Source organism: Ruegeria sp. BHSB064 (genome assembly GCF_059613205.1).
The window spans coordinates 1-23,854 of sequence record NZ_JBXWSB010000072.1; the positions used below are offsets into that span (position 1 = coordinate 1).

22 protein-coding genes and 1 pseudogene are annotated in these 23,854 nt (G+C 57.0%); 9 read left to right on the forward strand and 14 right to left on the reverse strand.

Translation table 11 applies throughout. From position 1 onward, the window contains the following. The 4 genes and pseudogenes from AC2FNU_RS16090 to AC2FNU_RS16105 all read left to right on the forward strand — a co-directional run. Window positions 1–578 (forward strand): annotated as a pseudogene (locus tag AC2FNU_RS16090) (glycosyltransferase family 2 protein); the annotation flags it as partial. 178 nt (window positions 579–756) lie between these two features. After that, on the forward strand, window positions 757–1,743 hold the full coding sequence (locus AC2FNU_RS16095) for a glycosyltransferase family 2 protein (protein WP_496790316.1): 987 nt from the start codon (window positions 757–759) through the stop codon (window positions 1,741–1,743). Next, window positions 1,740–3,440: a DUF5927 domain-containing protein gene (locus tag AC2FNU_RS16100; RefSeq protein ID WP_496790317.1), complete on the forward strand. Its 1,701-nt coding sequence runs from the start codon at window positions 1,740–1,742 to the stop codon at window positions 3,438–3,440. The genes AC2FNU_RS16095 and AC2FNU_RS16100 overlap by 4 nt, the downstream gene beginning before the upstream one ends. Before the next feature lie 6 nt (window positions 3,441–3,446). Next, window positions 3,447–4,898: a nodulation protein NodH gene (locus AC2FNU_RS16105; RefSeq protein ID WP_496790318.1), complete on the forward strand. Its 1,452-nt coding sequence runs from the start codon at window positions 3,447–3,449 to the stop codon at window positions 4,896–4,898. Here AC2FNU_RS16105 and AC2FNU_RS16110 read toward each other — a convergent pair. The 8 genes from AC2FNU_RS16110 to hslO all read right to left on the reverse strand — a co-directional run bounded on the left by AC2FNU_RS16110 (window position 4,882) and on the right by hslO (window position 14,223). Further along, entirely contained in the window at window positions 4,882–5,400 is a 519-nt protein-coding gene (locus AC2FNU_RS16110; protein ID WP_496790319.1) for a L,D-transpeptidase family protein, read from the reverse strand. The two genes, AC2FNU_RS16105 and AC2FNU_RS16110, sit on opposite strands and share 17 nt — an antisense overlap. 60 nt (window positions 5,401–5,460) lie before the next feature. Then, window positions 5,461–6,246, reverse strand: coding sequence for an ion transporter (locus tag AC2FNU_RS16115; RefSeq protein WP_496790320.1), 786 nt, complete (start codon window positions 6,244–6,246; stop codon window positions 5,461–5,463). 21 nt (window positions 6,247–6,267) lie between these two features. Beyond that, the gene (locus AC2FNU_RS16120; protein ID WP_496790321.1) at window positions 6,268–7,497 is read right to left on the reverse strand and encodes a class I SAM-dependent RNA methyltransferase; all 1,230 of its coding nucleotides are present in this window, start codon (window positions 7,495–7,497) and stop codon (window positions 6,268–6,270) included. Between the two features lie 140 nt (window positions 7,498–7,637). Beyond that, on the reverse strand, window positions 7,638–9,470 hold the full coding sequence (locus AC2FNU_RS16125) for an ABC transporter ATP-binding protein (protein WP_496790322.1): 1,833 nt from the start codon (window positions 9,468–9,470) through the stop codon (window positions 7,638–7,640). After that, window positions 9,467–11,305: an ABC transporter ATP-binding protein gene (locus AC2FNU_RS16130; protein ID WP_496790323.1), complete on the reverse strand. Its 1,839-nt coding sequence runs from the start codon at window positions 11,303–11,305 to the stop codon at window positions 9,467–9,469. The genes AC2FNU_RS16125 and AC2FNU_RS16130 overlap by 4 nt, the downstream gene beginning before the upstream one ends. Before the next feature lie 191 nt (window positions 11,306–11,496). Beyond that, window positions 11,497–12,651: a CCA tRNA nucleotidyltransferase gene (locus AC2FNU_RS16135; RefSeq protein WP_496790324.1), complete on the reverse strand. Its 1,155-nt coding sequence runs from the start codon at window positions 12,649–12,651 to the stop codon at window positions 11,497–11,499. Next, complete coding sequence (locus tag AC2FNU_RS16140) at window positions 12,648–13,265, reverse strand: CoA pyrophosphatase (RefSeq protein ID WP_496790325.1); 618 nt, start codon at window positions 13,263–13,265, stop codon at window positions 12,648–12,650. The genes AC2FNU_RS16135 and AC2FNU_RS16140 overlap by 4 nt, the downstream gene beginning before the upstream one ends. Continuing rightward, entirely contained in the window at window positions 13,237–14,223 is a 987-nt protein-coding gene (hslO, locus tag AC2FNU_RS16145; RefSeq protein WP_496790326.1) for an Hsp33 family molecular chaperone HslO, read from the reverse strand. The genes AC2FNU_RS16140 and hslO overlap by 29 nt, the downstream gene beginning before the upstream one ends. A gap of 76 nt (window positions 14,224–14,299) precedes the next feature. Between hslO and AC2FNU_RS16150 the strand changes: the two genes are divergently transcribed. Beyond that, on the forward strand, window positions 14,300–14,746 hold the full coding sequence (locus tag AC2FNU_RS16150; RefSeq protein ID WP_496790327.1) for an NUDIX hydrolase: 447 nt from the start codon (window positions 14,300–14,302) through the stop codon (window positions 14,744–14,746). On the opposite strand, the gene AC2FNU_RS16155 is transcribed toward AC2FNU_RS16150, so the two are convergent. Further along, window positions 14,743–16,017, reverse strand: a complete 1,275-nt coding sequence (locus tag AC2FNU_RS16155; RefSeq protein WP_496790328.1) for a PP2C family protein-serine/threonine phosphatase — start codon at window positions 16,015–16,017, stop codon at window positions 14,743–14,745. The two genes, AC2FNU_RS16150 and AC2FNU_RS16155, sit on opposite strands and share 4 nt — an antisense overlap. Window positions 16,018–16,180: 163 nt before the next feature. Here AC2FNU_RS16155 and AC2FNU_RS16160 point away from each other — a divergent pair, with 163 nt between their 5' ends. Beyond that, the gene (locus tag AC2FNU_RS16160) at window positions 16,181–16,510 is read left to right on the forward strand and encodes an Hpt domain-containing protein (RefSeq protein WP_496790329.1); all 330 of its coding nucleotides are present in this window, start codon (window positions 16,181–16,183) and stop codon (window positions 16,508–16,510) included. Here the strand turns inward: AC2FNU_RS16160 and ilvA are convergent. Then, a complete protein-coding gene (ilvA, locus tag AC2FNU_RS16165) occupies window positions 16,507–17,733 on the reverse strand; it encodes a threonine ammonia-lyase IlvA (RefSeq protein ID WP_171184643.1) in 1,227 nt (408 codons plus the stop codon). The genes AC2FNU_RS16160 and ilvA overlap by 4 nt on opposite strands. 58 nt (window positions 17,734–17,791) lie before the next feature. Beyond that, complete coding sequence (locus AC2FNU_RS16170) at window positions 17,792–18,559, reverse strand: hypothetical protein (protein WP_496790330.1); 768 nt, start codon at window positions 18,557–18,559, stop codon at window positions 17,792–17,794. Between the two features lie 141 nt (window positions 18,560–18,700). Between AC2FNU_RS16170 and AC2FNU_RS16175 the strand changes: the two genes are divergently transcribed. The 3 genes from AC2FNU_RS16175 (at window position 18,701) to AC2FNU_RS16185 (ending at window position 20,725) form a co-directional block, all read left to right on the forward strand. After that, window positions 18,701–19,927, forward strand: coding sequence for an argininosuccinate synthase (locus tag AC2FNU_RS16175; protein ID WP_480822246.1), 1,227 nt, complete (start codon window positions 18,701–18,703; stop codon window positions 19,925–19,927). A 32-nt stretch (window positions 19,928–19,959) separates the two neighbouring features. After that, complete coding sequence (locus AC2FNU_RS16180; RefSeq protein WP_496790334.1) at window positions 19,960–20,364, forward strand: DUF1810 domain-containing protein; 405 nt, start codon at window positions 19,960–19,962, stop codon at window positions 20,362–20,364. 79 nt (window positions 20,365–20,443) lie between these two features. Further along, window positions 20,444–20,725, forward strand: a complete 282-nt coding sequence (locus AC2FNU_RS16185) for an SCP2 sterol-binding domain-containing protein (protein WP_480800627.1) — start codon at window positions 20,444–20,446, stop codon at window positions 20,723–20,725. Between the two features lie 2 nt (window positions 20,726–20,727). Here the strand turns inward: AC2FNU_RS16185 and AC2FNU_RS16190 are convergent, their stop codons facing one another. The 3 genes from AC2FNU_RS16190 to AC2FNU_RS16200 are packed head-to-tail and all read right to left on the reverse strand — an operon-like array spanning window position 20,728 to window position 23,812. Further along, window positions 20,728–21,654 carry a 3-hydroxyacyl-CoA dehydrogenase NAD-binding domain-containing protein gene (locus AC2FNU_RS16190; protein ID WP_496790331.1) on the reverse strand — a complete coding sequence of 309 codons (927 nt, stop codon included), beginning with the start codon at window positions 21,652–21,654 and terminating at the stop codon, window positions 20,728–20,730. After that, window positions 21,654–22,394 carry an SDR family NAD(P)-dependent oxidoreductase gene (locus AC2FNU_RS16195; protein WP_496790332.1) on the reverse strand — a complete coding sequence of 247 codons (741 nt, stop codon included), beginning with the start codon at window positions 22,392–22,394 and terminating at the stop codon, window positions 21,654–21,656. The genes AC2FNU_RS16190 and AC2FNU_RS16195 overlap by 1 nt, the downstream gene beginning before the upstream one ends. Then, complete coding sequence (locus AC2FNU_RS16200; RefSeq protein WP_496790333.1) at window positions 22,394–23,812, reverse strand: gamma-aminobutyraldehyde dehydrogenase; 1,419 nt, start codon at window positions 23,810–23,812, stop codon at window positions 22,394–22,396. The genes AC2FNU_RS16195 and AC2FNU_RS16200 overlap by 1 nt, the downstream gene beginning before the upstream one ends. Window positions 23,813–23,854 lie beyond the last annotated feature (42 nt).

The following is a 23,854-nucleotide window of genomic DNA, read 5'->3' on the forward strand; positions in this document are numbered from 1 at the left end:
CCTGGTTGGACCAACAAGGCAGGGTGGGTTTTGGCGCGTTGATGCTGGACCTCTATCCCAAAGGTCCGTTGGGCCGTGACGCCTATGATCCAATCACCGACCCAACCGACCTGCTGTGTTGGTTCGATTCAGGTCCATATCGCGCAGAGCGGCAAAGCCCGATGGGCAACCTGTGGGTTCAAGGCGGCGCAAGAGAGCGGATGTTCTTCGCTCGAACGCGGCAACGTTCCCCCACGCTGAACAAGATCCCGCTTATACGCTGGTCGCGACGCTATGCCTATGTGAACTCAAGCCATTCCGCCCTGCCGCGCCACCTGAACACCGCTTACGATGGGCCGGGTGGTTCAACGCCCTCAGGCGTGTTGCTGCACACAAAGTTCCTGCCCGAGGTTGTTGAAAAGTCACGATCCGAAAAGCAACGACGCCAGCACTTTCATGATCCGAACCAATTCGGCGCGTATTATGACGGCATCCTTAATCAACCGGACATGTGGACACCACAATCGGTGCAATACACTGGCTGGGCACAGTTGCAAGAATTGGGGCTGATGTCAGACCAAGGCTGGGTCCGGCAATGAAAACGCATCGGTCAACGACACGTTTACCTTTACTGGGGTCTAAATTGTTGCCTCAGAAGATGCAAAAGTGGCATAAACCGGTAATGCCTTGTCATGCCAACAGCAAAGACGAGGTCGGGGAAAGCTCGCGTTATAAAAAAGGTTGGGCAGTCACGTGAGCCTGTTTGAGTCTTACAAAATGAGATTGCGGCGCAAGCGCCGTATTTTGCGCTGCCTCAGGCGGCGTCGTGAACTCAAGCCTGCCAGCGTCAACACATCCGCAATCCGCCGCGACGACATCCTGTTGATGAGTGTTATCCGCAACGAAAAAATCCGTCTGCCCTTTTTTCTGGAATATTACCGCAAGCTTGGCATCAACCACTTCCTGTTCATCGACAATAACAGCGATGACGGAAGCTTTGAGTACTTAAATGAGCAGGCCGACGTGTCAGTTTGGCGCACCACAACCAGTTATAAACGCGCGGGGTACGGCCTGGACTGGTCGAACTATATCCTGCGCAAATACGCCCATGGCCATTGGGTTCTGACCGTCGATCCGGATGAGTTCTTCATCTACCCCTTTTGCGATACCCGCCCGATCCGCGCCTTGACGGACTGGCTGGATGGCAGCGCCGTGCGCAGTTTTGGAACCATGCTGATCGACATGTACCCCGAAGGTCCGGTCGATGCCGAACCCTACCGAGAAGGTCAGGATCCGTTCGAAATCGCGCGCTGGTTCGACCCCGGAAACTATATGATCACCAAGAATCCGGATTACAAAAACCTTTGGATTCAAGGCGGCCCCCGAGCGCGCGTGTTTTTCCGCGAAAACCCATCCAAGGCTCCGGCATTGAACAAGATTCCCTTGGTCAAATGGGATCGGCGGTATGTTTATGTCAGCTCGACACATTCACTTTTGCCCCGTGGCCTGAATCAGGTTTACGACGAATGGGGCGGAGAAAAAGCCAGCGGGTCCCTGCTTCATGCCAAGTTGATCAACACCCTTGGCGACAAAGCGCGCGAGGAACTGGAGCGCGGTCAGCATTATCGCGGATCGGGAGAATACAAAGCCTACGCCGCACAGCTAGAGGAAAAACCCGTCTTCTGGTGCGAATGGTCCGAGGCTTACATTAACTGGAGACAACTTGAGATTCTGGGCCTGATGTCCAAGGGGAACTGGGCATGAGCGGTCTGGGCATCGTCATGCTGGTCCATACATCGCTGGACCGGGCCGAACAGGTGGCGCGACACTGGACGGCCGCAGGATGCCCGGTGGTGATCCATGTGGACCGCAAAGTACCCGAAGGTGTCTATACGCGCTTTAAAGCGTCCTGCTCGAACGATCCCAGGATTGTGTTTTCTGAACGCCACAAGTGCGATTGGGGGGGATGGGGTATCGTCGCCGCCTCGCAAAGCGCATCCGAGGTGATGCTGGACCAATTCCCAGACGTACGGCATGTGTTTCTGTCATCAGGAGCCTGCCTGCCGCTGCGGCCTGTTCAGGAACTGATCGATTACCTGGCCGACCGACCCCGCGTTGATTTTATCGAGAGCGCGACAACATCCGATGTCAGCTGGACTATCGGAGGGTTAGACCATGAGCGATTTACCCTGAGGTTCCCGTTTTCATGGCGCAAACAACGCAAGCTTTTTGACGCATACGTCAGGCTGCAACGTGCAGTGGGGTATCGCAGGCGCATTCCCGATGGGTTGGTGCCACATATGGGCAGCCAATGGTGGTGCCTTACCCGCCAAACGCTGTCGGCTATTCTTCAGGACCCCAAGCGCAAGCAGTATGACCTGTATTTCCGCCATGTTTGGATCCCGGATGAAAGCTATTTCCAAACCCTGGCCCGGCAGTATTCCACACATATCGAAAGCCGGTCCTTAACCCTGTCCAAGTTCGACTATCAGGGCCGCCCGCATATTTTCTACGACGATCACCTGCAATTGCTGCGACGTTCGGACTGCTTTGTTGCTCGCAAAATCTGGCCTCAGGCAGAGCGGTTGTATCAGGCGTTTCTTACGGACCAGACCAGCGCGATGAAACCGGCGGAACCCAACCCTGGCAAGATTGATCGCATCTTCTCGAAAGCCGTTGAAAGACGGACACGTGGGCGCGACGGTCTGTATATGCAAAGCCGGTTTCCACGACACGGCAGCGAAAACGGCCTGACATCTTCGCCCTATTCAGTGTTTCAGGGCTTTTCTGAATTGTTTGAGGATTTCGAAACCTGGTTGGCAACGGCTACAGGCACAAAGGTCCATGGTCATCTGTTTGGACCCGACCGGGCCGAATTTGCGCAAGGCGAAACCATAACCAACGGAGCCCTCAGTGATTGCGCATCGTTGCGCGACTATAACCCCACAGCTTTCCTGTCCAATTTGATCTGGAACACACGAGGGGAACGGCAATGTTTTCAGTTCAGCCCCCGGGACACACAGGAAATCAATTGGTTTCTCGCGCGTGACAAGAACGCCCAGATTTCGGTTATCACCGGTGCATGGGCAATTCCGCTGTTCCGATCAAACCTGAACTTTTCGGAAATCCGATGCGAAGCCGCGCGATTGCAGCAGATTGAAACCAAACAGCTAGAGGTGATGACCTCGGTCTGGACCAAAGCCCGTATGCGGAGCTGGACCTTGGCCGACTTCATTGAATCGCCGATGGACCCGTTGCAAACGATCCTGGACGAGATCGGTTCAAACCAGTCCAGCCACCTGACAGAAGTGCCCACCATGGTTGACTTGTCGGGGTTCGGTAAGTTCCTGCAAAACCTCAAGAATCAGGGCATGCATCCCTATCTGATGGGAGATTTCCCGTCAGACGACGTGTTTGGTCGGCAAACAAAACCTTTCCGCAAACCCTATCTGGTGCAGTGACGATCGATGGCAGCCAACTATGATTACTTCGTCGTACTGGCGGCCATGCGCACAGGATCGAATTTGCTGGAGGCAAACCTGAACGCGCTGGACGGCGTGACCTGCCATGGTGAGGCTTTTAACCCACATTTTGCCGGTAATCTGAAATCTGAAACTCTGCTGGGCCTGTCGCTGGAAGACCGGGACGCGGATCCGGCAAAGTTGCTCAAGGCCATTCGCACGGCCCCCGGTGACATCAACGGGTTCCGATATTTCCAAGAACATGACCCCCGCATCCTGAAACCGGTCCTGAATGACCCTCGCTGCGCCAAGATTGTTCTGACACGCAACCCGCTGGACAGTTACCTTTCGCTAAAAATCGCGCGGACCACCCAGCAATGGCTGCTAAAAAACGTCAAACGCCGCGTCGAGGCCGAGATTACTTTTGATACGCAAGAGTTCGCGGACTATCTGGATCAAGTCCAAAACCACCAGCGCATGCTGCGACGGCATTTGCAGAAGACGGGCCAGAACGCGTTTTTCATCACCTATGACGACCTGACAGAATTGGACGTTCTGAATGGTCTGGCGACATGGCTGGGGGTCAAAGCGCGTTTGACCCGGCTGGATGATACGCTGAAACCGCAAAACCCGGCGCCGGCGGTTTCAAAGGTCACCAACCCCGAAGAAATGACCCAAGCGTTGCAGGATGTCGATCGCTTTGGATTGCATGAAACCACTGGTTTTGAGCCGCAACGCGGGGCCGCCGTGCCTCAATACATCGCAGCACCAAAGTCGGCCCTGATGTATTTGCCCATTCGCGGCGGATTAGAGCCTGTTGTCGGCCAATGGTTGGCTGACTTGGATGGCAGCTCGGCTGACGATTTGATCACCGGTCGAAACCGAAAACAAATCCGAACATGGTTGAGGGATCATCCCGGTCATCGAAAGTTCACCGTCCTGCGACACCCGCTGGCACGGGCGCATACGGCTTTTTGCCAACACATCCTAAGCACAGGGCCGGGCAGTTACAAAATGGTGCGAAACTATCTTCGCAACCGGCTCAAGATGCCGATCCCCGGACAGGTGCGTGACACGAATTACTCGGTCGAGCAGCACCGCGATGCATTTGCGGCTTTTCTGGGCTTCTTGCGCCTGAACCTGAACGGCCAGACGCCAATCCGCGTTGATGGGACGTGGTGCAGCCAATCCCGGGTTTTGGACGGGATTGCCGGTTTCCTCTTACCAGACCTGATCCTGAGAGAGGACGAGTTGGCAACAGCACTTCCCGCACTGGCACGAGAGATTGGGCATTCGAACCCGACCGTGCCGGGCCCATGTACACCCGATGTGCCGTTTACTTTGAACCAGATCTGCAACGCAGAGCTTGAGGCGCTGGCAGCTGAGGTCTACCAGCGCGACTATGAAGTGTTTGGGTTTGGTGCCTGGATGCCAACCAGCGCTAAGGGCGCAAGGTGATAAGCGTACCTTTGTTCACCATGGCATAGATCTCTTCCATCTCGTCATTCTTGACCGCGATGCATCCCGCCGTCCAATCCGGTGTTTTGCGCGCGCGTCTAAACTCAGACCGAAGATTGGGTTGGCCGTGAATGAAAATATCGCCCCCCGGATCAACGCCCGCTGCCTTGGCCTGCGCGACATCCTGAGAGTTGGGGTACGAGATGCCCAGCGACAGATGATAACGGCTGCGGGGATTCCGGCGGTCGATCAGATAGGTGCCCTCGGGCGTTCGACCGTCACCTTTCTTGGTTTTTGTTCCGCGTGGCGCAAAGCCCAAATCAACTTCATATTCACGCAATACCTGCTCATGATGCAGCAGATAGAGTTTGCGCGCACCCTTGTTGACCACCAAAGAGGTCACTTCGGGCCCATCATAAGTCAAAAATCTTGGGCCGGCTGAGGCACAAGCCGAAAGGCTCAGCGTTGCCATCGCCCCCAATCCGAATGCTCGACGATCCATGTTTCACTGCCTGCTCTGTTTTTTGGGGATTAATATGCCAAAAACCTTAAGAAACGGAAATCACTTTTTGCTGTTCATCTGCTCGGTCAGGCGACGCTCGATATTTTCCAGCCGTTCCAGCACCTCATCACGATAGGCGTCGGTTTTAACTTCGTCTTCTGCGTGATGGGCATCCTGCATCGAGTTCACGATCAGACCCACCAGCAGGTTCACCACAGCGAAAGTCGTAACCATGATAAATGGCACAAAAAACAGCCACGCGTAGGGGTAGACCTCCATCACGGGGCGGACGATGCCCATGGACCAGCTTTCCAACGTCATAATCTGGAACAATGTATACGCCGACAGACCCAGATCACCGAACCATACTGGGAAAGAGTTCGAGAACAGCTTGGTCGAGATCACAGCGCCAATATAGAACAGGATTGCCATTAGCAGGAAAACGCTGGCCATCCCGGGCAGGGCAGAAATGAACCCTTCGACCACGCGACGCAGACGCGGCGCGACAGAAATTACCCGCAACACCCGCAGTATTCGCAGCGCTCGCAACACGGAAAGACTTCCGGCGCTGGGGACAAGTGCGATGCCCACGATTAGAAAATCAAATATATTCCAGCCACTTGTGAAGAACCTGCGCCCGGTCGCAAGCAGCTTCATCGTGATCTCGGCCACGAAGATCGCAAGGCACAGCTTGTCCAGCGTCACAATCAGCGGCCCTGCCGCCTCCATCAGGGTGGACGACGTCTCCATCCCCAAAAGAATCGCATTGAAAATGATGACAGCCGTGATGAAACGCCCGAAAGCCGGAGCTTCAATGATGGTCAGCAAGCGCTGTTTGACACCCATGTGTCGCGATCTCCTGTCTGGTCAAGATGCGGCGTTCAGGACAAACCGCGCAGCAAGTTCCGTATGTGACGACCATCGAAATTGGTCAACGACCTGTACCCATTCAAGGGTGTAGCCTGCGTTAACAAGGATTTTTGCATCCCGTGCAAAGCTGACCGGGTTGCACGAAACGTAAGCAATCACCGGGCGCTTGGCTTGGGCCAGCTCTTCTACCTGCGCCTCGGCTCCGGCACGGGGTGGATCCAAGACGATCGCGTCAAATGTCTTCAACTCGTCTGGCATTAACGGACGACGGAACAGGTCGCGGGCCTCAGTCGTTACGCGCTTCAAACCATGCGCCCTGCGCCAACCCTGATCCAATGCCTGAACCATCGCGGCCTCGCCTTCCACAGCATGAACTTCAGCAGTTTCAGCCAGGGGAAGCGAAAATGTACCGCTGCCTGCAAACAGATCGACAACGCGCTGGGTGCCTTGTGTGGCCTCCAAAACAGCCTGTAACAGAGCTTGTTCTCCGTCCTTCGTCGCCTGCAGGAATGCACCGGGCGGGGGTGTGACTTCAGCCGTTCCAAAACGTTGAAGCGGCGCATGTCGCATGGCAATTACTTCATCGTCCCAACTCAGCCGCGCCAGGCCGTGTTTCTCGGTCGCTTGAGCCAGTGCCAGTTCCAGAGGCCCGTCCAATGGTTTGCCGCCTTTGACGGCCACATCCAGCCCGCCTTCGGACAATGTAAGTGTCACCGCCAGAACACCCTTACGGCTTACACCCAGAACGGCCAGCGCCTCGGCCACCGGAATAGCCGAGATCAGCGCCGGGTCCAGCAACTGGCAGTCAGAGATTTCCGTGATCGTGTCCGACGCGCGACCGTGAAACCCGGCCAAGGTGCCTTTCTTTGTTCGCCTTACGGCAATCGTCGCACGTCGGCGCGACTGTTCTGGCGACGTGTGGATCGGGCGCATCGGTGCATCCAGACCTTGTGCGGCCAAGGCGTTGCGCACAATTTCAAGCTTCCAATCGGCTACAAAAGCGTCAGACGCATGCTGCAACTGGCACCCGCCGCAGGCTTTGTAATGGCGGCATGGTGCCTTGACCCGATCTGCGGATGGCGTTTCCACGCGGATATCGGTCAGCACCTGACCTGCCAGCTTACCGCTGACAACCTCACCGGGCAACGTGCGCGGGGCATAGATGGGGCCATCGGCAATACCGTCGCCCTGATGGCCGAGCCGTGTGATTGTGAATTGTTGCGTCATGAGGGGCCTGATAGCCGGGCTTTGTCGCCAACAAAACCCCTTAGGGCACTTTGCGTTTGCATTGGATCGCAATACGCTGCCTCTCCCTCCGGTCGAACGCGCATCCCGATACGCTGTGGTTAAGAAAACCGCGAAAGTCCTTATTCCGCAGCTTCCGCTTGAATGAAGCCGCCGGATTGCCGATGCCAGAACCGCGCATACAGGCCGCCCTGATCCAGCAGCGCATCATGCGTGCCGGATTCAACGATCCGCCCATGGTCCAGAACAACAATCCGGTCCATCTCGCTGAGGGTGGACAAGCGGTGCGCAATGGCGAGAACGGTCTTACCTTCCATCACCCGATGCAGCGCGGTCTGAATCGACGCTTCGACCTCGGAATCCAGCGCCGAGGTCGCTTCGTCCAGAACCAAAATCGGCGCGTCCTTCAAAATCGCGCGGGCCAGTGCAATCCGTTGCCTCTGACCGCCACTGAGCTTAACGCCTCTTTCGCCCAGATGAGCGTCATAGCCTTTGCGGCCATTGGCGTCTTCAAGGCTCAGGATGAAGTCATGCGCCTCGGCCTTCTTAGCCGCGGCAATCATTTCATTTTCAGATGAGTCCGGGCGGCCGTACAGGATGTTTTCGCGCGCCGAACGGTTGAACATCGCCGTTTCCTGCGTAACCATACCGATCTGGCGGCGCAGGCTGTCTTGCGTCACCTGCGACACGTCTTGCCCATCAATACGAATAGCGCCATTTTCCCTGTCATAGAGTCGAAGCAGCAAGGACACGAGCGTCGATTTCCCCGCCCCTGAAGCGCCAACAATACCCAGCTTTTCACCGGGTTTTATGGTCAGGGACAGATTGATGACGCCACCAACATCCCGACCATAAGCAAAACTGACATGCTCGAACGAAATAGATCCATTGTTCACGGCCAGGTCTTTCGCGCCCCCCGCGTCCTCGACCCGGTCCCACTTGGCCAGCGTTTTCATCCCATTTTCGATTTCGCCCACATTTGCGTACAGACCCATCAGCGTGAAACTGACCCAACCCGTCATTTGCGCGATGCGGATTGAGACCGCCCCGGCCGCAACAATATCCCCTGCAGTGGCCATACCGAGTTGCCATAACCAAAGCGTTGCGCCCAACAGCAGCACGGGCAGTACCCCGGCCAGCGTCATCAGGATGAACCGGAAACTGGCGGACAGTTTTCCAAAATCCAGCGACCGTTCGCGCAGTTCCACCATCGAGTCGCGCGCAGCCTGATCTTCGAAAGCCGAATGCGCAAACAGCTTTACGGTCTTGATATTGGTGATCGTATCGACCACCTGCCCCGACACCATAGCCCGCGCCCCGGCCCGTGCGGCCGAACGTTTTCGGACACGCGGCAGATACCAGCGGACCAGCATAAAATAGACAACTAACCAAGCGGCAAAGGGCAGCATCGCAAGCGGATGAATAGACCCTAACAAAAGCAAGGAACCCGCCAAAGACGCCAAAGCAAACACAATCGCACTGATCGTTTCCGACACGACCGAAGCCATGGCGTTTGACGTTTGCATCTGCTTCTGCGCGATGCGCCCAGCGAAATCGTCGTCGAAATACGTCACTGACTGACCCAAGGTCCAACGGTTCAACTTTGCCAACACCAAAGGGGTGATATTGGGCATGACGATGTAATTGTTGGAAACCGACGACAAGCCAAACAGGATCGGGCGCAGCAGCATAAAAAAAGCCACCGCACCAAAGATCATCCATAGGTTCTGTGCAGTCAGAAAATTTTCCGGCCCACTGGATGTCGCTACGTCGATCACGCGGCCCAAAATCCAGGCCGTGCCGGCTTCCATCGCGCCAGCTGTGGCCGAGAAGAACGCCGCAACAAACAACATCGGCCAGGCCCCGGACAAGCTCCAGCGAATGAACGCCCCCAACGTCTGTGGTGGGGGCGTTTCAGTGGTTTTGAACGGGTTGATGAGGTCGGCAACCCTCATTCCGCAGCCTCCGGATTCATGAAGCCGCCAGATTGCCGCGCCCAGAACTGCGCGTAAAGACCGCCTTGCGCCAGAAGGTCCGAATGCGCACCTTCTTCGACGATACGGCCACCATCCATGACCAGAATACGGTCCATCTGCGCGATAGTGCTAAGCCGGTGCGCAATGGCGATCACGGTTTTACCTTGCATCATGCCGTAAAGGGTTTCCTGAATTGACGCTTCAACCTCGGAATCTAGGGCGGATGTTGCCTCGTCCAACAACAATATCGGCGCATCTTTCAGGATCACACGCGCCAGCGTCACCCGCTGCCGCTGACCACCAGACAGCTTCACGCCCCGCTCACCAACATGCGCATCGTAGCCGGTGCGTCCCTGCGGGTCTTGTAGGTCGAGGATGAAGTCATGGGCTTCGGCCTGTTTGGCGGCGGCAATCATCTGTTCCTCGGTCGCCTCTGGGCGACCATAAAGGATGTTGTCCCGCACCGACCGGTGCAGCAGTGCGCTATCTTGCTGGACCATACCGATAAATCCACGCAGACTGTCTTGAGTGACATCCGCAATGTTCTGGCCATCAATCAGGATCGCACCACGCTCGACGTCATAAAACCGCAAAAGCAGCTTGACGAGGGTCGATTTACCAGCACCAGACCGCCCAATCAGGCCGATCTTCTCGCCGGGTTGAATGGTCAGGTTGATATGGTCCAGACCACCGGCTTCACGGCCATAATGGTGCGACAGGTCGCTGATTTCGATCTCGCCTTTGCTCAGCTTCAGCGGCTTGGCGTCCGGCGCATCCAGCAATTGGATTGGCTGCGCAATCGTCTCCAGCCCCTCGGCCACAACGCCAAGCTGGCGGAACAAGCTGGTCAGCGCCCACATGATCCATCCGGTCATGGCGTTCAGGCGCAGGGTCAACGCGGTTGCAGCCGCGACCACGCCAACCGAGGCTTGACCCTGCATCCAAAGCACAATCGCCCAACCGACCACTCCAACGATCAGGAAACCGTTCAGAGTGACCAGAAACGCGTCCATGATGGTGAAAATCCGCATCTCAACCTGCACGGTCCGGCGAGTTTCTTCGATAGCCTCGCGGGCATAGGTCATCTCTTGATCCGCATGCGCGAACATTTTGACCGAATGGATGTTTGTGTAGCTGTCGACCACACGCCCCGTCACAGTCGAACGTGCATCAGATGCCGCTTTGGATGCTGGGCCAACACGCAGGATCGCCCAACGGACCAACACCGCATATAGCGCGAACCAGATCACCAATGGCAAAAGAAGCCGCGGATCGGCGGCCATCAGCAAGACAGCAGCCCCAATCAGGTATGCCAGCGAGAAGGAAATCGCGTCAAAGACCTGAAAGACCACCTCACCTGCGGCGGGTGGTGTCTGCATGATCCGGTTGGCAATCCGACCGGCAAAATCGTTTTCAAACCAGCTGACCGACTGACGCAAAACGTGTTTATGCGCCCGCCAGCGGAACAGCGTGCCGTATTGAGGCAGGATCGCATTGTTGATCACCAGCACATCCAGAATGTGCAGAATGGGCCGCAACAGAAGAATGAACGCCGCCATCAGCAGCAGTTCGGTCCCGTGGTTCTGCCAGACTTCGGCGGGAGAGCCGACAAGCAAATCGACGACGCGCCCCATGTAATAGATCAGACCGACCTCAACCCCCGCCACAACAACGGACAGCAGCGTGGCCCAGACAAACACGCGGAAAAACGGCCGCGAATAGTCCAGCATGAACGGCCACAGCTTTGTCGGTGGCGCGTTGGACTCTTTATAAGCGACAAAAGGGTCAATGAGGTTTTCGAAATAGCGAAACATGGAGAGTGCTCCGATTGAGCAGAAATGTAGACATGCGAAGAAGAATGGCGCCTGAACACCACCCTTTACGGGGCAAGTGTCCCGGCTTTAGCCGAACCAGATCCCGTAATACATTCGCAGTCCTCCATCCATGTGACAGCCGCACGTAAGCACAAACTTTCTGGTTTGTCATCCCTTTTTGAGACTTAGCGCTAGCTTGCCAGCAACTCCTCGCGCGACAACGCAAAGCCGGACGCGATCCAGCGGCTCTCAAGCTCGGCCAGTTTCTGGCCCAGCGCTGGTCCTGTGAAGGTGGGGATCAGATCCTTGGCTTGGATCGGGAAACGGGCCGCCGCCCCGGCGTGTAAATCGCGCCTCAAGTCTTCCGACCAAGGTTGCTCCAAGAAGGCGCAACGCAGAAGGGTCTCATGCAAGCCGCCTTCGTCGCCATAGCGATAGCCCAATTCGGCCACGCTGGTGGTGGCTTGTGCTTCCTCCCGCATCCGGGTCAGACGTTGCAACTGCGAACGGCTCAGTCGCAATGTCGCAGCGTCTTCGGGCGTGGCAATGGCTGCCAGACGTCGCACCGGATCGGGATCAGCACCCGCCGCCAGTTCGAGCGCAACAAGGGGCGCGAGGGATCGATCGTTTGCGCCCGGCAATAGCTGCGCCAAGACACCCGTGCTGCGCATTGTTGCAATGGCAGGCGCTGGATCTTGCGCGGCCAGTAGTTTCAGCAATTCCGCCCCGACCCGTTCACGCGACAGCGATTTCAACCCGTCAAGATTGGAGCCAATGGCGGCCAGAGCGTCGGGATCAAAGCCAGCCTCCGGATCACCATACCAGGCATGAAACCGGAAATAGCGAAGCGAGCGCAGATAGTCTTCGCGGATACGATTCTCTGCCGTTCCAATGAACCGAACCCGACGTGCCTTTAGGTCAGGTAGACCGCCAAGCGGGTCTAACACTGTGCCATCGGGCAGCGCATAGATCGCGTTCATTGTGAAATCGCGGCGGGCCGCATCCTCCTCGACATTATTGGAAAACGCAACAACAGCGCGCCGCCCGTCGGTTTCCACATCACGACGGAAGGTGGTGATCTCATGCGGGATGCCGCCACTGACGACCGTGATCGTACCGTGGTCTATGCCGGTTGGAATTGCTTTCAGCCCCGCAGCCTGCGCCATCTCAACCACCTGCTGAGGTCGCGCGTCGGTGGCAATATCGATGTCCGAGACAGGGGCGCCCAGAAGGGCGTTGCGCACACAGCCACCCACAAAAAGCGCCTGAGCGCCGGATGTGGTCAAGGCGGCGCATACCTGTTGGGTCGCTGGTTCACTGACCCAAGGCTCGTTAATCTGCATCATTCATTCACCCGTGCTGCAAGCCCGCGCAATATGCGGGCCGTCGCGCCCCAGATGTAATAGGGGCCGTACGGAACTGCGTAGTATCTGCGTTTCTGACCGCGCCAGCGGCGCGACTCAATCAGATAATTCTCGGGATCAAGAAGATGGGCAAGAGGGGTCGAGAACACCTCATCCACCTCGCCGGGTTCGGGCACAGGTTCGAAGGTGTCACGCACGATTGCGACCACAGGAGTGACGTTGAATGACGTGACCGTTTCATGCACCGGCAGAAACCCCAGAACCTCGGGCTGGTCCACGGGCAGCCCAACCTCTTCCTGTGCCTCGCGCAGCGCGGCTGCGGTCACGTCGGCGTCACTTTCATCCTGCTTACCGCCCGGAAATGCGATCTGACCGGGGTGATGCTTCAGGGCTGAGGACCGTTTGGTCAGAATCACCCGAGGCGTTTCATAAGCCAGAGAGATCGCCACCAGAACACCGGCAGGACGCAGCCGCCGCCCGGATGGCAGAACAGTGTCGGGGTTCAGGTCAAAGTCGCTGGACCCGTGACCAGGGCGGCGCAAGGCCGCCCGGATCTGTTCAACCGGATCATGCACCTTCGCTGTCTTCTGCTTCAAAGCCCACGGTTGCCGGATCCAGCACGTAATGCGCACCACAGAACTGACAATCGGCCGTAACCAGACCTTCGGGCGTTGTCATCTTTTCGATGTCCTTCGCCGAATAGATCGACAGGCTCTGACGCACCCGGTCCTCGGAACAGGTGCAACCGAATTGTACCGATTGCGCGTCATAGACACGCGGCTGTTCCTCATGGAACAGGCGAACCAACAGGTCGGTCGGCGCAACCGAAGGACCAATCATTTCCAGATCCTCGACAGTATCCAGCAAAATATTGACGCGGCCCCAGTTCTCACCCTCTTCGCCATCCACCAGATCGCTTGCGGTCAGAATCTCGCCCGTACCTTCACCCGAAGCGGCAAAGGGAGACGCCTTGGGCATGTGCTGCAACATGATGCCGCCGGCGCGCCAATGCTCGCCCACGCCGGGTTCGGTCGATTTGCCAAAGCTCAGCGAGAACCGCGTGGGCAACTGTTCGGACTGCGCGAAATACGCCTCGGCACATGCGCTCAGCGATCCGCCCGCCAGAGGCGTGATGCCCTGATACGGCTGCGTGCCTTCGCCTTGGTCGATCATGATGGCGAAATACCCCTCGCCCACCTGATCAAAAGGTGCGGCGTCGGTCAGCCGGTCGCGGTCAAAACTGGCATAGGCGCGAATTTGGGCGGGTTGCCCTTCTTCCTGCGGCGCGTAATAGTCGGTCGCGATCATGCGCACCGCCCCTTTCGACTGCACCTGCAACGACAGCTTCCAGCGCAGCGCAACGGTCTGGCCGATCAACGCGGTCAGCAAGGCCATTTCAGCCACCAGCGCTTCGACCTGCTGCGGATAATCGTGCTGCTTCAGGATGCCATCCAGCACGCCATCCAGACGGGCCACGCGGCCACGCATGTCGGATGCATCAAGTTGAAAGGGCAGGACGGTGTCGTCCCACGCGATTTTTGTTCCAAGAGACATGGGGTTTCCTTACACGCCACGGGTTGGCATACCGGCACCATATAGGTCGTACAGATTGGGTTGTAAGGGGCCATACATGATCAGACGGTTTGGCGAAACCCTTGTGGCAGGGCAGAAATACAAGCAACGGCCCGGAGTTTATGCCCTTTTGCCGCGCGGAAACGCATTACTGGTGACTTGGTATGACGACGGCCTCAACCCAGAGCTGCAACTGCCGGGCGGAGGAATTGATACGGGCGAATCGCCAATCACGGCTCTGCATCGCGAGGTTTACGAAGAAACGGGCTGGCTGGTTGCCAACCCGCGCCGTGTCGGTACCTTTCGCCGCTTTACCTATATGCCTGAATACGATCTGTGGGCGGAAAAAGTCTGCATGATCTATCGCGCGCGTCCCGTCCGCCGCATCGGACCTCCAGCCGAGGCGTTTCACGAAGCACGATGGATAGATGCGTCAGATGCGATTGAAAAGCTTGGCAATGACGGTGATCGGCATTTTGCCAAGTTGCATCTTTGGTCGCTTTAAGGGCCGTTATATTCGAAGAAAACGGCCGAAACGTCATCGCCGATTCCTTCTTTGGGCGACATGACCTGGGTCAGTCGCCAAAACATGTCATCCAGAAACTCGGACCCGCCATTCTCTGAAACACAGTTTTGCGCCATTTCCTGCAAACCGCCTTCATCCAACAGGCCACCGTCAGCCAGAGGGCATTCGGTAAAACCGTCGGAATAAAGCAACAACTTGTCCCCCGGTTGCAGCTTTGTTTCAATCTGATGAAAGCCCGCATCCTCGATCAAGCCTATAGGCAAACCGCCGTCGCCCAGAAATTCACTGCTGCCATCCTTACGCAACAAAAGAGGGTGCGGGTGCCCGGCCTGAACCATCTTCATAAGCCCGTTGCGCAGATCGACAATGGCGTAGACCATCGTGAAGTATTCCTCGATCCCCGTATCTGCCATCAGGCGGGAGTTGAGCGTTTTGGCGACATCCTCGGGCGGCAAGAGCGCGTAAAACTTGTTGAACCGCTGTTCCATCGCAACATTCTGGTCAAAGTGCTTGCTGGACAGATAGCCACCCAATCGGGCCGTCATCATCGCCGACGTGATGCCGTGGCCGGACACATCAATGCTGTAGAACCCCAATCGATTCACACCGGGCGAGAACATTCCAACAAGATCACCGCCAATATGGCCGCACGGTTTCAGCAGCAAACTGACGCGCGAGTTGCCAAAATCCCGCGATAGCTCGGGCACCAGCGATTCCTGAATTTTACGCGCCTGCATCAGATCTTTGTCGATCGCGTCATGCGCCAGCTTCAGCTCTTCCAACGCGGATTCGATCAGGCGGTTTTTCTGCGAAAGCTCGCGCTGCATGTCCAGAATACGCGCCCCGGCGGAAATGCGTGCCCGCAGTTCGTCGGCTTCCAGAGGTTTGATCAGAAAATCATCCGCCCCGGCATCCAGACCGCGTGCCACCTCTTGCTTTTCGCTTTTGGACGTCAGCAGGATGAAATAGCTGTATTGATCCGTTTCCAGCGCGCGAAAGGCGCAACAGAACTCCAGACCGCTCATCCCCGGCATGATCCAGTCACTCAGCACAAGATCAGGCGGGTCCGTCCGACACAGTTCCAACGCGGCCTCGCCGGTATCAGCCTCGATTACGTCAAAGCCCCATTTCCTGAGTGAAGCCACCAGAATGCGCCGCTGCAAACGGCTGTCATCCACAATCAGCACCCTGCGGATCGCGCCGAAGTCCAGATCTGATCTGGTGTCCTCAAGACTCGCCCCTGGTACCATTTACCCTCTGCTCTCATGAGATTGACCGGTCAGGGCGACCCTAGTCTTCGTGGGTTTAACATCCGGTGAAGACCCGCGACATCTACAAAGACTGATCTTAACCGGGTTTTTACCAGCCGCAGGGTATCCAGAATCTCAAGGCTTTGAGGGCAGGTATTTCATCATGATCCACTGGGACAGAGTCAGGCAGTTGCGGGACGAAGTTGGCCCGGATGAATTTGACGAGGTGGTCGAGATTTTTCTGGAAGAAGTGCACGAGGTCATCACGCGCCTGCATCACGACACCGACCGGATCGAATTGGAACAAAACCTGCATTTTCTGAAGGGAAGCGCGCTCAGCCTGGGCTTCGATCAGTTCTCGAAACTCTGTCAGGATGGTGAAAGGCGGGCCGCCACAGGTCAGGGGGCGGAGGTTGATCTGCCAGCCTTACTGGCCGTGTTTGACAGCTCGAAACTCAAATTCGAAGCGGACCTGCATAAGAACCTGAGCTAGATTACAAACTGCGCCAGCGTCTCGTCTTCGGTGATGTCGGTATAGGTGAACCCGGCCTCGTCCAGATGCGCAAACAGGCGCATGAAGTTCTCGGGCTTGCGGGTTTCAATCCCGATCAGGACCGAGCCAAAATTGCGCGCTGATTTCTTCATATACTCAAAGCGGGCGATGTCGTCTTCGGGGCCAAGGATTCCAAGGAATTCCTTCAAGGCACCCGGGCGCTGCGGCAGGCGCAGAATGAAGTACTTCTTAACCCCGGAATAACGCTGCGCGCGTTCTTTGACCTCGGGCAAACGTTCGAAATCGAAATTACCGCCGGACGTCACGCAGACCACGGTCTTGCCACGCACAAAGCTTTGAACATCGCCCACTGCTTCAATCGCCAAAGCCCCAGCCGGTTCAAGCACGATGCCTTCGACATTCAACATCTCGATCATCGTGGCGCAAATACGGTCTTCGGACAGGACCAGCACATCCGACAGATGCCGTGACTTGAGCAGTTCGAACGGTTTTTCTCCGATCCGCCCAACGGCGGCACCATCGACAAAAGTGTCCACATGATCCAGCGCAACGGGATGCCCTGCCGCCAATGCGGCACGCAGACATGCGCCCCCAGCGGGCTCGACAAACAAACAATGGCTCCGATCCCCGAACCAAGTCGCCACGCCCGAGGACATACCGCCACCACCAACCGGCAAAACGACATGATCTGGTACACCGCCCAGTTGCTCTTCAATCTCGACCGCCAATGAGGCCTGACCTTCGATTACATCCGCGTCGTCAAACGGTGACAGGAAATGCCCGCCCTGCTGTGTGCACCAGGCTTGGGCAGCGGCCAGCGTGTCATCGAAATAGTCTCCGGTCAGGTGAATCTCGATGTTGTCGCCACCAAAAATGCGAGTCTTTTGGATTTTCTGCTGTGGCGTCGTAACCGGCATGAAGATCACGCCTTTGACCCCCAGATGCTTGCACATGAAGGCCACGCCCTGCGCGTGATTACCCGCACTGGCGCAAACGAACAGATCCTGGCCCTGCTGCTTGCGCATCGCATTGAACGCACCCCGGATCTTGTACGACCGCACCGGGCTGAGGTCTTCACGCTTGAGCCAAATGTCCGCGCCATAACGGTCGGACAAATGGGCATTCCGCTGCAACGGAGTTGCCGGAAACACAGATCGCATCGCCTGTTCGGCAGCGCGGGCGCGGGTCATGAAATCAGTCATGACCGTTTCACTGCCGCATCACCGCGATAAGGGCAAGGAATACATATGTGTACGCGGGTCAGGAGAGTTCGCGTTTTTCAATAAAGACGCCATACATGGTTGTAAAAATGCTGACATTGATCATCGGAAGGATGAGCGTGCCAAAAAACACGGTAAGCAATACGCCCACAACCGGAATAATCGCCAGAGCGGTGAAAACCAATTGCACCAGCACCTGGAACAGGAATGCAACGACCAGCAAAACCAAAATAGAAGGGCCAACACCGGTCGTTTTGCTCCAAGCATCTTTAAGTGAGATCGGGCTCCCAATTGCTGCCGCCGGCAGAATAATGGAGAGGCGGTAGAAGCAAATGACCAGAAAAACCGTATAGGCAATCAGGATAATAAGTGAAAGCAGCGCACCCCTTTCGCCCAGAACGGCAACAACTAAGCTCATGGGGACAAATGCGAGTGTAATTAGAATTCCCAGCAAAAGAAAACGACCGAAGTAGGCTAATACCCTGTCGAAACGGAATGTCGGAAGCACTCCCGCTGGATACTCTTCCAAAAGGATGAAGCGGTGCCATGACACAGCAATCCAGAACATGGTGCCAAACAAAACCACCAGCACGACTAACACAAAGATAAAGATCGACCCTGCGGTCGTACCCGGAGGTAAGTCGCCTGCATTTTCGTCAAGCGCCTCAAGCGGAATACCAAGTACCACAATCAGACCCACAATCACGATAGTCCCAATCACCGCAGGCCCGACCGTGATCTGCAAGACCTGCTTCAGGTTCCCAAAAACCATCCGCACCGAATGCACAAAAATCTGCCATCCCAACATCCGAATACTGCCCCTTCAACCAAACATTGTTTTAATTGCGTATGTTTCACCCCAATTCCCGCTCTGCGTCAATCCACACAGCTTGCCCCCGCGTTCAAAACCCGCTAGGGGCCAATCGTTCTACGCATAAAGGGAAGTCAGATGTCCGCGCCCAAGAAAGTTGTTCTGGCCTATTCCGGTGGCCTTGATACCTCGATCATTCTGAAATGGCTGCAGACCGAGTATGGGTGTGAAGTTGTGACCTTCACCGCCGACCTTGGTCAGGGCGAGGAGCTGGAGCCCGCCCGCCAAAAGGCCGAACTGCTGGGGATCAAGCCCGAGAACATCTATATCGAGGACATTCGCGAAGAATTCGTCCGCGACTTCGTCTTCCCTATGTTCCGCGCCAATGCGCAGTATGAAGGGCTGTACCTGCTGGGCACCTCGATCGCGCGGCCGCTGATCTCGAAACGTCTGGTTGAGATTGCCGAAGCCACCGGTGCCGATGCCGTGGCCCATGGCGCGACCGGTAAGGGCAACGACCAGGTGCGTTTCGAACTGGCGGCTTATGCTCTGAACCCCGAAATCAAGGTGATCGCGCCCTGGCGCGAATGGGACCTGACCAGCCGCACCAAGCTGCTGGAATTTGCCGAACAAAACCAGATCCCGATTGCCAAGGACAAGCGCGGCGAGGCTCCGTTCTCGGTCGATGCGAACCTGCTCCACACCTCGTCAGAGGGTAAGGTTCTGGAAGACCCTGCCGATATGGCGCCCGACTATGTCTATCAGCGCACCGTCCACCCCGAGGATGCGCCGAACGAGCCCGAGTTCATCGAAATCGGCTTTGAAAAAGGCGACGCGGTCAGCATCAATGGCGAGGCGATGAGCCCGGCCACCATCCTGACCAAGCTGAACGAATATGGCGGCAAGCACGGCATTGGCCGTCTGGACCTGGTCGAAGGCCGTTTCGTGGGCATGAAATCGCGCGGCATCTATGAAACACCCGGCGGCACCATCCTGCTGGAAGCGCATCGCGGGATCGAATCCATCACCATGGACCGCGGCGCGATGCACCTGAAAGACCAGCTGATGCCGCAATATGCCGAGCTGATCTATAACGGCTTCTGGTACAGCCCTGAACGTGAGATGCTGCAAGCCGCCATCGACAAATCGCAAGAGCACGTCACCGGTACCGTGCGTGTGAAACTGTACAAAGGCCTGGCCTCGACCGTGGGCCGCTGGTCGGATCACTCGCTGTACTCTGAGGCGCATGTGACGTTTGAGGAAGACGCAGGCGCATACGATCAGAAAGACGCGGCCGGTTTCATCCAGCTGAACGCCCTACGTCTGAAACTGCTTGCCGCACGCGACAAGCGTTTGTCCAAGTGATCGACGAAGACGATACCGACGACGAACTCGATATGTTCATCGAGGCGCAGGACACGGTTTGGGCCGATGTCCTGCGTGAATTGGAACAGGGGCAGAAAACCAGTCACTGGATGTGGTTTGTGTTTCCGCAACTGGCCGAGCTGGGCCAATCCCATATGGCGCAGCTTTACGGCATCGAAGATCTGGACGAAGCGACACGCTATCTGGCCCACCCCGAACTGCGCCGTCGGCTGACGGAAGCAGCGTCGCTGATGCTGACGCACAAAGGGCGAGATGCGGCTGACATTCTGGGCGGAGTTGATGCAAAAAAGCTGCGATCTTCGATGACGCTGTTTTCTTCTGTCACGGATGCTCCGGTCGAGTTTCAGGCCGTTCTCGACGCCTTTTACGATGGTCAGGCCTGCGATCGGACAATGCGGATACTTGGTGCGTCATAAAGCCAGACTCCCGTTGGGTCAGCCTTGCCTGCGCGCCGTCTGACCCTTTACGCATTCGGAAACTGCGAAAGGAACCCGGATGCTTCAAGACATCGCTGATGGAATTCAAAAGGGCCTGAATGGCAAAACCTTTGATGGCTCGTTGAAATTCGACTGTGGAGAGGACGGGGTGATTGTTCTGGCCGACAATCAGGCCACGACGCAGGATCAGGACACGGATTGCACCATCCGTATCTCACAGGACAACCTGACCAAGCTGCTGACCGGGAAACTGAACCCGATGACGGGTGTCGCTATGGGCAAGCTCAAGATCTCGGGCAATATGGGTGTCGCGATGAAGCTGGGGCAGTTGCTGGGATAGGTTCAACGCAAATCTGCGATGGATTTCTGCATCGCCAGAATCAACGCGTCCCGTTGCCCGGACAACTCGGCTTGGGTTTTCCCTGCGGCCTCATCCTTCACACCATCAGCAAGTTGCTGAGCGACCTCATCGGTTAAGTAAACCTGACCCAGATCATCCCACCAGCCGTTAAAGGTGTCGGTGAAATGGTCGCAGAAGGCTTTCAACCCACCCTCACCAGCGCCAAGGTTGAACAACATGGTCGGCCCCATCGCCGCCCACCTGACACCCGGTCCGGCCCAAACGGCTTTGTCCACATCTTCAACCGAAGCGACTCCGGTGACCACAAGATGGATTGCTTCACGCCACAACGCGGCTTGCAGCCGGTTCGCAACGTGGCCCGGCACCTCTTTGTTGACGCGGATCGTGGTCTTGCCCACGCTTTCATAAAACGCCTGTGCCGCATCAACGACACCATCGGCGGTTTTCTCATTTCCCATCACCTCAACCAGCGGGATCAGGTGCGGTGGGTTGAAGGGATGTCCCAACACAAAATGCGACGGATCAGACCAGCCCGGTTGCATTTGTCCCAGTGTTAGACCCGATGCAGAGCTAGCGACAATTGCGCCCCTGGACAATGCAGGCTCAATCTCGGCAAAGGTTGCATGTTTTATCTGCAAACGCTCAGGCACATTTTCCTGAACAAATCCCGCATCAGCCACTGCGGCAGCCGCGCTGGGATGAAACGTGATGGCGTCCGGGTTTCCGCTGCCCGTCAGACCCAGTGCATCCAGCGTCGGCCATGCGTTTTCTACATACTGGCGTACTTTCTTTTCGACGTCCGGGTCAGGATCAAAAAGGGCAACAGAACGCCCCGATGCCAGAAAAAGCGCTGCCCAACTGGCCCCAATGACGCCTCCGCCCAAGCAGGCCGTGTGTTGTATTTCCATCAGAACAATCCCGGATTCAATGGTGAAGCTGCCGTCATGCCGCCATCCACCGTGAAAAGTTGGCCCGTCGCAAAGCTTGCTTCATCCGAAGCCAGCCAGACCGCCATGCTCGCGATATCTTCGGGCTTGCCAAAGCGGCGCGCGGCATGGCGAGCGATTGCATCCCTTCGCGCGGCGTCAGGGTCGTTGGCCAGATCGAACCCGGCGTCCAGCATTCCCGTTTCAATCCATCCGGGGCAAATCGCGTTGCAGCGGATCTTTGGCCCGTGATCGACCGCGATGGAACGGGTCAAGCCGTGCACAAACGCCTTGGAAGCGTTGTAGAGCGCCATAGATGGATCGGCAGTATTCCCAGAAATAGAGCCTATATTGATGATTGCAGAACCCTCATCCATCCGTGGTATGTAAGCCCGGCACATATTGAAGACGCCCTTGCAATTGGTGCCAATCACAGCATCCCAATCTGCGTCCGAACTGTTTGGAACGGTCTTTTCGACCTGCACACCGGCATTATTCACCAGAATATCGGTGCCATCTGTGGCCTCGGCCAACGCTTCGACAGCGTCCGTGTCCGTGACATCCAGCGGATACCAGATGATGTCGTCAGCCAGCCCATCGGGCCGCGCCCCGCGCCCGCATGTCGTCACTGTCGCGCCTTCACGGCAAAAGGCTTCGACTATTCCGCGACCAATGCCTTGCCGCCCACCTGTTACAAGCGCTCTTTTCCCAGCCAACCGCATCAGTGTGCCACCATCACATGGCGCACGGACGTATAAGCATCCAGCGCATAAACCGACATGTCACAACCCGTGCCAGACCCTTTCATCGCAGCCCAAGGCATTTCCGCCGCTGGCATTCCGTGCGTATTCACCCAGGTCATGCCGTACCGCAGCTGCGCCGTCATTTTCATTGCGGTCGAGACATCCTTGGTCCAGACAGACGACGCCAACCCGTACCGCCCGGCGTTGGCAATCCGCAGGGCTTCGTCCGCTTCGGAAAAGCGCGATAGGGTTACGACCGGGCCGAACACCTCACTGCACGCGATTTCAGCGTTATTATCTACGTTTGCGACGACGGTCGGGTGATAGAAGAACCCTTCCCCTTCACCGACCTTGCCGCCCACGGCGATTTCAGCGCTGCTGCGGGCGCGGTCGACAAATCCCGCAACCCGGTCGCGTTGGACAGCCGACACGATAGGCCCCATTTCTGTACCATCGGCCTTTGGCGCACCGATCCTGATCTGACCAACCTGATCGGCGACAGCAGCAACCACTTTGTCGTACACAGCATCCTGCACCATCACCCGACAGGGCTGAGCGCAATCCTGACCTGCGTTGAAGAACGAACCGTATCGGATCGTCTCGGCCACGGCGTCGATATCAGCGTCATTGAACACAATGACCGGCGCCTTGCCCCCCAGTTCCAGATGCACATGGCGGATCTGGTTGGATGCCGCCCGCATCGCGGCCATTCCGGTAGCAGGTGAGCCGGTGATGGAAATCCCTTCAATCCGAGGGTCGTTGATCAGGCTGTCACCAACCGACATGCCCCGACCATGGACCACGTTCAACACACCTTTGGGCAATACATCCGCCAGCAACTCTGCCAGCCGCAGCGTGGCCAGCGGTGTGATTTCGGACGGTTTCATAACAATGGTGCAGCCCGCCGCCAGCGGTGCGGCGATCTTCCATGCCGCCATCATAAGCGGATAGTTCCACGGCGCGATGGACGCCACGGGGCCAATAGGATCCTTGCGGATCATCGACGTGTGGCCCGCTGCGTATTCTCCTGTCACTGACCCGCTCATGGTGCGTGAGGCCCCCGCCATGAAACGGAAGGTATCGATGGTCAGCGGCATTTCTTGATCGCGGGCCATCGGCCACGGCTTGCCAACATCAAGCGTCTCTAACTCGGCCAATTCGTCGATATTGGCCTCGATCACGTCAGCAATCGCGTGCAGGTATCCGGCGCGTTCGACGGGGGGTTCCAGCCGGTAGGTCTCAAACGCCTCATGGGCAGCACGCGTTGCGGCCTCGATCTGTTCGGGCGTGGCTTCGGGCACCTGTGCGACGGTTGCCCCGGTCGACGGATCCAGAACCGGCAGCGCATCGCCACCGCCCTCTACCATCTCTCCGTTAATCAGCATCTTTGTCTGCATGTCGTCCCCCCGTCAAAAAGCGGTCTGGTCGTTGCCCTTAAG

What these genes read in the sequence shown, in the direction of transcription:
- AC2FNU_RS16095 (WP_496790316.1), top strand. Translation starts at nt 757, where the DNA reads ATGAGATTGCGGCGCAAGCGCCGTATTTTGCGCTGCCTCAGGCGGCGT.
- AC2FNU_RS16120 (WP_496790321.1), bottom strand. Translation starts at nt 7,497, where the DNA reads ATGACGCAACAATTCACAATCACACGGCTCGGCCATCAGGGCGACGGT.
- AC2FNU_RS16105 (WP_496790318.1), top strand. Translation starts at nt 3,447, where the DNA reads ATGGCAGCCAACTATGATTACTTCGTCGTACTGGCGGCCATGCGCACA.
- AC2FNU_RS16100 (WP_496790317.1), top strand. Translation starts at nt 1,740, where the DNA reads ATGAGCGGTCTGGGCATCGTCATGCTGGTCCATACATCGCTGGACCGG.
- AC2FNU_RS16190 (WP_496790331.1), bottom strand. Translation starts at nt 21,654, where the DNA reads ATGGAAATACAACACACGGCCTGCTTGGGCGGAGGCGTCATTGGGGCC.
- AC2FNU_RS16135 (WP_496790324.1), bottom strand. Translation starts at nt 12,651, where the DNA reads ATGATGCAGATTAACGAGCCTTGGGTCAGTGAACCAGCGACCCAACAG.
- AC2FNU_RS16175 (WP_480822246.1), top strand. Translation starts at nt 18,701, where the DNA reads ATGTCCGCGCCCAAGAAAGTTGTTCTGGCCTATTCCGGTGGCCTTGAT.
- AC2FNU_RS16200 (WP_496790333.1), bottom strand. Translation starts at nt 23,812, where the DNA reads ATGCAGACAAAGATGCTGATTAACGGAGAGATGGTAGAGGGCGGTGGC.
- AC2FNU_RS16155 (WP_496790328.1), bottom strand. Translation starts at nt 16,017, where the DNA reads ATGGTACCAGGGGCGAGTCTTGAGGACACCAGATCAGATCTGGACTTC.
- AC2FNU_RS16115 (WP_496790320.1), bottom strand. Translation starts at nt 6,246, where the DNA reads ATGGGTGTCAAACAGCGCTTGCTGACCATCATTGAAGCTCCGGCTTTC.
- hslO (WP_496790326.1), bottom strand. Translation starts at nt 14,223, where the DNA reads ATGTCTCTTGGAACAAAAATCGCGTGGGACGACACCGTCCTGCCCTTT.
- AC2FNU_RS16170 (WP_496790330.1), bottom strand. Translation starts at nt 18,559, where the DNA reads ATGTTGGGATGGCAGATTTTTGTGCATTCGGTGCGGATGGTTTTTGGG.
- AC2FNU_RS16110 (WP_496790319.1), bottom strand. Translation starts at nt 5,400, where the DNA reads ATGGATCGTCGAGCATTCGGATTGGGGGCGATGGCAACGCTGAGCCTT.
- AC2FNU_RS16150 (WP_496790327.1), top strand. Translation starts at nt 14,300, where the DNA reads ATGATCAGACGGTTTGGCGAAACCCTTGTGGCAGGGCAGAAATACAAG.
- AC2FNU_RS16185 (WP_480800627.1), top strand. Translation starts at nt 20,444, where the DNA reads ATGCTTCAAGACATCGCTGATGGAATTCAAAAGGGCCTGAATGGCAAA.
- AC2FNU_RS16195 (WP_496790332.1), bottom strand. Translation starts at nt 22,394, where the DNA reads ATGCGGTTGGCTGGGAAAAGAGCGCTTGTAACAGGTGGGCGGCAAGGC.
- AC2FNU_RS16125 (WP_496790322.1), bottom strand. Translation starts at nt 9,470, where the DNA reads ATGAGGGTTGCCGACCTCATCAACCCGTTCAAAACCACTGAAACGCCC.
- AC2FNU_RS16160 (WP_496790329.1), top strand. Translation starts at nt 16,181, where the DNA reads ATGATCCACTGGGACAGAGTCAGGCAGTTGCGGGACGAAGTTGGCCCG.
- AC2FNU_RS16180 (WP_496790334.1), top strand. Translation starts at nt 19,960, where the DNA reads ATGTTCATCGAGGCGCAGGACACGGTTTGGGCCGATGTCCTGCGTGAA.
- AC2FNU_RS16130 (WP_496790323.1), bottom strand. Translation starts at nt 11,305, where the DNA reads ATGTTTCGCTATTTCGAAAACCTCATTGACCCTTTTGTCGCTTATAAA.
- ilvA (WP_171184643.1), bottom strand. Translation starts at nt 17,733, where the DNA reads ATGACTGATTTCATGACCCGCGCCCGCGCTGCCGAACAGGCGATGCGA.